Here is a 6,481-nt window from a genome sequence, read left to right on the forward strand (position 1 = left end):
AGAGGAATTGTCGTGAAAAGAAGCCTGACGGCCGTAGCCGCAGCAGCAGCAGTAGTCGCGCTCACCCTGACCGGGTGCTCGTCCGGAGGGGGAGGAGGCGCCTCGGACGACCCGAACGCCGAAGCCACCTTCTGGTCCTTCACCGGCATCAACGCCAAGGACAGCGTCGACGAGTACCTCGCGAAGATGCCCGACGCGAAGATCAAGCTCTCCGAGGTCGGCAGCACGACCGAGACCGCCACCGCCCTCACCGCGGCCCTCGCCGGCGGCAAGGTGCCAGACCTGGTCATGATCCAGAACGACGACCTGCCCCAGTTCGTCGCCAACAGCTCGAACTTCCTCGACCTGCGCACCCTCGGCGGCGACGACGTCGCCTCCACCTACCTCCCGTGGGCCGCGTCCGCCGCGACCGCCGACGACGGCTCCGTCGTGGGCGTCCCGACGGACGTCGGCGGACTGGGCTTCGCCTACCGCGCCGACCTCTTCGAGCAGGCCGGCCTGCCGACCGACCCGGCCGAGGTCGCGAACCTCTGGAAGGACTGGCCGTCCTTCATCGAGACCGGCAAGAAGTACACCGAGGCGACCGGCAAGCCCTTCGTCGACAACATCGAGACCAGCGTCTTCTTCTCGACCGTCAACCAGGTCTCGGAGAAGTACTACTCGCCCGACGGCGAGCTGGTCTACGACACCAACCCGCAGGTGAAGGACGCGTTCCAGGTCGCCGTGGACACCAAGGACGCCGGCATCAGCGCCGGCATCGCCGCCTGGTCCTCGGGCTGGGCCCCGGGCCGCGCGAACGGCGCCTTCGCCGTGACAATCGCCCCCTCGTGGATCCTCGCCGGCATCAAGACCGACGCCCCCGACACCGCCGGCAACTGGCGCGTCACCAGCGTCCCCGGCATCGGCGGCAACTGGGGCGGCAGCGTCATCGCCATCCCCGCCCGCGCCGAGCACCCCGAGGCCGCCTGGCAGTACATCAAGACGATGATGTCCGCCGAGGGCCAGACCGACCACTTCAAGGCCTCGGGCACGCTGCCCGCCGCCACCGAGGCGGTCGCGAGCGAAGAAGTCCAGTCGTACACCGACCCGTTCTTCGGCGACTCGAAGATCGGCGAGGTCATGGCCACCTCCGTCGAGCAGTTCCCGTCCTTCTACAACGGACCGGACACCACCCCCATCAACGGGGCACTCCTCAACACCCTCGTCGAGCTGGAGGCCGGCAACGTCACCTCCGACAAGGCGTGGTCGACCGCACTCGACACGGCCAAGCAGGCCATCGGCGGCTGATCGCCCCACCCACCCGAGCGGCCCGGCGCCTCGCGCGCCGGGCCCCTCCCCCCTTTCTCGACGGAGGTTCTCCCGTGTCAACGGTGACAGCAGCACCACCCCGCAAGCAGCGCAAGCAGCCCAGCGCGCCGGTCCAGAAGGCCGCGCGGATCCGCAACTCCCTCTCGGAGCGGATCGCCCCCTACGCGTACGTCGCGCCCTTCTTCATCATCTTCATCGTCTTCGGGCTCTTCCCGCTCCTGTTCACGTTCTACGTCTCGCTCTTCGACTGGAACCCGATCGGCGAGCAGACCTTCGTCGGCATCGCGAACTTCCAGCAGCTCTTCGCCGACTCCCGGTTCTGGAACGCCCTGGTCAACACCTTCGGCATCTTCATCATCTCGACGGTGCCCCAGCTGCTGTTCGCCCTCTTCCTCGCGCACCTGCTGAACCACGCCCGCCTCCGCTGGGCGAACTTCTTCCGCATGGCGCTGCTGGTGCCGTACATCACCTCCGTCGCGGCGACCGCGATCGTGTTCGCGCAGATCTTCGACAAGAACTTCGGCCTGATCAACTGGTTCCTCGGCATCTTCGGACTGCCGTCGATCAATTTCCTCGCCACGAACTACGGCTCCTGGATCGTCATCTCGACGATGGTCTTCTGGCGCTGGTTCGGCTACAACACGCTCCTCTACCTGGCGGGCCTGCAGTCGCTGCCCCGCGAGATGTTCGAGGCGGCCTCCGTCGACGGCGCGTCCAGCTGGCAGCAGTTCCGCCACCTCACGATCCCGGCGCTGCGCCCGATCATCGTCTTCACCGTGATCATGTCGACCATCGGCGGTCTGCAGATCTTCACGGAGGCGCTCCTGGTGGCTCCCGAATCGGGCCTCACCTGCGGCGCAGGCCGGCAGTGCCAGACGCTGGCGCTCTTCCTCTACGAGCAGGGCTTCGGCCAGTTCAAGTTCGGCTACGGATCCGCCATCGGCGTCGTGCTGTTCGTGATCGTGGTCCTCGTCTCCCTCCTCAACTTCTACCTCTCCACCCGCACCCGGAAGGAGGCCGTCTGATGTCGGATGTGATCGACCAGGCCGTCCCGCAGACGCTGGCCCCCACGGTCCAGAAGGCACAGCTGCCGAAGCGGCGCGGGAAGGGCGGCGGAGTCGGCTGGCCGACCTACGTCTTCCTTGTGATCGCAGTGCTCGTCTCGATCTTCCCGCTCTACTACATGTTCGTCGTGGCATCGGTCGGAGCGACCGCCGTCACGTCGATCCCGCCGCGCCTGTACCCGGGCACGAACTTCATGGCGATCGCCGAGAAGGTGTTCGACACCGTCCCGTTCATCGCCTCCATGCTGAACAGCCTCATCGTGTCGCTGAGCATCGCCGTCATCTCGGCGATCCTCTGCGCGATGGCCGGCTTCGCCTTCGCGAAGCTGCAGTTCCCGGGCCGCAACGTGCTGTTCCTGATCGTGCTGCTGACCATGACGGTGCCGGCGCAGCTGAGCATCATCCCGCAGTACCTGATCGTCTCGGCGCTCGACTGGGTCGACACCCTCCAGGCGATCATCGTGCCGGGCCTGGCCAGCGCCTTCGGGATCTTCTGGATGCGGCAGCACATGTCCACGACGGTCAGCGACGAGCTGATCCAGGCGGCCCGCATCGACGGCGCCAACTCGTGGCAGCTGTTCTGGCGCATCGCCTTCCCGGTGGTCCGCCCCGCGGCGTTCGTCCTCGGACTGATCACGTTCACCGCGGTCTGGAACGACTTCATGTGGCCGTTCATCGTCCTCAAGTCGCCGGAGCTGTTCACGGTGCAGATCGCGCTGAAGCAGCTGCAGGCCAACCGCTCGATCGACGTCGCCCTGGCGATGGGCGGATCGTTCATGGCCACCCTCCCGCTGCTGATCGCGTTCTTCTTCGTCGGCCGCCGGATGGTGTCCGGGATCATGGACGGGGCGTTCAAGGGCTGATGCACGACGCTTCCCCAGCACTGCCCGGGACGGACGCCGCGCGTCCTCCCGGGCGGGACTGGCGGGACCGCGCTCTGCCTCCGGCCGAGCGCGCCCGCCTCCTGACCCAGGAACTCACCCTCGAGGAGAAGGCGGCGCAGCTCGGCTCCGTCTGGCTCACCGACTCCGCCGACGACTTCGCTCCGAAGCTCGACGACGGGCCCGCCGCGGGCGACGACCTCTTCACCGGCGGCCTCGGCCAGCTGACCCGCGTGTTCGGCACCGAGCCGGTGACCGTCGCGGAGGGCGTCCGCCGGCTCCGCGAGCTGCAGGAGCGCGTGGTCGCCGGCAGCCGCCTCGGCATCCCGGCCATCGCGCACGAGGAGTGCCTGACCGGCCTGGCCGCGTACGGCGCGACCGCGTTCCCCACTCCGCTGGCCTGGGCGGCCACCTTCCACGAGGAGCTCGTGGGCGAGATGGCGGAGGCGATCGGCTCGGACATGCGCGCTCTCGGCATCCACCAGGGCCTCGCCCCGGTCGTCGACGTCGTGAAGGACTACCGCTGGGGCCGCGTGGAGGAGACCCTCGGCGAGGACCCGTATCTGGTCTCGCAGCTCGGCGCCGCCTACGTGGCCGGGCTGGAGGGGACCGGTGTCGTCGCGACGCTGAAGCACTTCGCCGGGTACGCCGCCTCCCGCGGCGCCCGCAACCACGGCCCCGTGAGCATGGGGCCGCGCGAGCTCGCCGACACGGTGCTGCCTCCGTTCGAGGCCGCCCTGCGGCACGGCGGCGCCCGCAGCGTGATGACCTCGTACACCGACATCGACGGCGTGCCCAGCAGCGCCAGCCGGCACCTGCTGACGACGCTGCTCCGCGACCGCTGGGGCTTCGAGGGCACGGTCGTCGCCGACTACTGGGCGGTGCCGTTCCTCCAGGCCATGCACCACGTCGCGGTCGACGCGGCCGACGCGGGGCGCCTGGCGCTGCACGCCGGGGTCGACGTCGAGCTGCCGCAGACGGCCGCGTACGGCGAGCTGCCGCGCCTGATCCGCGAGGGAGTCGTCGACGAGGCCGACCTCGACCGCTCCGTCGTCAGGCACCTGCGCCACAAGTTCGAGGCGGGCCTGCTCGACGGCGGCCCGCTGGTGCCCGAGGGGGCCGAGGAGGTCGACCTCGACAGCGCCCGCAACCGCGCGATCTCGGCGCGGATCGCGGAGGAGTCGGTCGTGCTGCTGCGCGACGAGGACGTCGCGGGGCTGCTGTCCTCCGGCTCGCTCGCCGTCGTGGGACCAGCCGCGGACCAGTTCCGCAGCCTGGTCGGCTGCTACGCGTTCCCCAACCACGTGCTCTCCAAGCACCCCGGGCACGACCTCGGCCTGTCGATCCCGACGGTGCTGACGGCGCTGCAGGAGGAGTTCGGCTCGTCGCGCGTGCGCTTCGCGGAGGGCGGCTCGATCACCTCCGCGTCGACCGACGGCGTGCAGGAGGCGGTGGACCTCGTGCGCGGCTCCGACGCGGCGGTCGTCGTGGTCGGCGACATCGCCGGGCTCTTCGGCGACGGCACCTCGGGTGAGGGCTGCGACGCGGCCGACCTCCGCCTCCCCGGAGCGCAGGAGCCGCTGGTGACGGCCGTGCTCGAGACCGGCGTGCCCACCGTGGTGGTCGTCCTCTCGGGCCGGCCCTACGCGCTCGGGGCGTTCGGAGCGGCGCGCGGACTCGTGCAGGCGTTCTTCCCGGGAGCGGACGGGGCGGCCGCGGTCGCCGGCGTGCTCTCGGGCCGCGTGGCTCCGACCGGGCGCCTGCCCGTGCAGATCCCGCGGCTCCCGTCCGCGTCGACCACGTACCTCCAGCCGTCGCTCGGGCTCTCGAACCCCGGGATCACGGCGCTGGACGCGACTTCGCTCTACCCGTTCGGCTACGGGCTGACCCGCGGCTCCGTGAGCTACCTGGAGCTGGCGTCGGCTGCGGAGCTGCCGGTCGGCGGATCGCTCGACGTGGCGGTGTCGCTCCGGAACGACGGCGCCGACACGGTCGAGGTGGTGCAGCTCTACGCGGGCTACCCGACCTCGGCGGTGGTGCGGCCGGTCGCGCAGCTGATCGGCTTCGCGCGCGTGCCGATCGCGGTGGGCGAGACGCTGACGGTGCACTTCCACGTCGACGCGGCACGGCTCGCGGTGACGGGGGAGGACGGCCGCCTCGCCGTGGACCCGGGGCCCCTGCGGCTGACGGCCGGCGCCTCGGCGGCGGACGCGGCGGTGACGGCGGAGGTGTCGATCACGGGGGAGCGGCGGCTGCTCGCCGAGCGGGCGCTGCGGACCCCCTGGTCGGTGGCGCGGGACTGAGCGGTCGGCGTCTCAGGGGGGAGGCGCCGGCCGCTCGCGGGGGCGGGCCGGCGGTGCCGACGGTGCCGGCCTGCGAGTCCGCGGAAGTCGCGGTGCTCGCGTGCGAGCCCTGCGACTTCTGCGGTTCTGCGGGGTCGGCGTGGTCGGCAGCCGGGAGCGCGACGGACGCGTAGCACCGGAGGCGCACAGCGCAAGGGGCCCGCGCGAGCCGGGGGCCCGGCCTAGCGTGGAAGGAGCGGTGCCGCCGGTGGCGGGCCGCGGAGAAGACCGATGCAGAGGAGAGTCATGCCCGCCCTGACCGACACGTTCACGCTGTCCAACGGAGTCGCCATCCCGAAGATCGGGTTCGGCACCTGGCAGATCCCCGACGGCCCCGAGGCCTACGACGCGACGACCGCCGCGCTCGAGGCGGGCTACCGCCACATCGACACCGCCCGCGCCTACGGCAACGAGGCGAGCGTCGCCCGAGCCCTGCGCGACAGCGGCGTCCCGCGCGACGAGGTGTTCATCACCACCAAGCTCCCGGCCGAGGTGAAGGACTACGAGGGCGCGAAGGCGAGCTTCGAGACCACCATGGCGGCGCTCGAGCTCGACCACGTCGACCTGTACCTCATCCACGCGCCGTGGCCCTGGCAGGACATGGGCTCCGACCACCGCGAGGGCAACATCGCGGCGTGGAAGGCGATGGAGGAGATCCTCGAGGCCGGCCGCTCGCGCGCCATCGGCGTCTCGAACTTCCAGGTCGCCGATCTGGAGTCGCTGATCGCGGCGACGGACGTGGTGCCGCACGCCAACCAGATCCGCTGGTTCGTCGGCAACACCCAGGACGAGACGACCGCGTACTGCAAGGAGCACGGCATCCTCGTGGAGGGCTACTCGCCGCTCGCGACGGGCGGCCTGCTCGACAACTCCGACATCGGGGAGA

Annotated in this window: 5 protein-coding genes; all 5 read left to right on the plus strand. The window is 70.6% G+C overall.

The genetic code is table 11. The features are described from left to right. Nucleotides 1-12 precede the first annotated feature (12 nt). Entirely contained in the window at nt 13-1,287 is a 1,275-nt protein-coding gene (locus tag C5D08_RS16005; protein ID WP_104277860.1) for an extracellular solute-binding protein, read from the plus strand. A gap of 83 nt (nt 1,288-1,370) precedes the next feature. Continuing rightward, nucleotides 1,371-2,333, plus strand: coding sequence for a carbohydrate ABC transporter permease (locus C5D08_RS16010; RefSeq protein ID WP_104224677.1), 963 nt, complete (start codon nt 1,371-1,373; stop codon nt 2,331-2,333). Beyond that, nucleotides 2,333-3,235, plus strand: a complete 903-nt coding sequence (locus tag C5D08_RS16015) for a carbohydrate ABC transporter permease (RefSeq protein ID WP_104224678.1) — start codon at nt 2,333-2,335, stop codon at nt 3,233-3,235. The genes C5D08_RS16010 and C5D08_RS16015 overlap by 1 nt, the downstream gene beginning before the upstream one ends. Then, nucleotides 3,235-5,556, plus strand: a complete 2,322-nt coding sequence (locus C5D08_RS16020; RefSeq protein WP_104277861.1) for a glycoside hydrolase family 3 N-terminal domain-containing protein — start codon at nt 3,235-3,237, stop codon at nt 5,554-5,556. Before C5D08_RS16015 ends, C5D08_RS16020 begins: the two co-directional genes overlap by 1 nt. 285 nt (nt 5,557-5,841) lie before the next feature. Beyond that, on the plus strand, nt 5,842-6,481 hold a 640-nt coding region (locus C5D08_RS16025), incomplete at its 3' end, for an aldo/keto reductase (RefSeq protein ID WP_104277862.1).

Source organism: Rathayibacter sp. AY1B6, from assembly GCF_002932755.1.
GTDB lineage: Bacteria > Actinomycetota > Actinomycetes > Actinomycetales > Microbacteriaceae > Rathayibacter.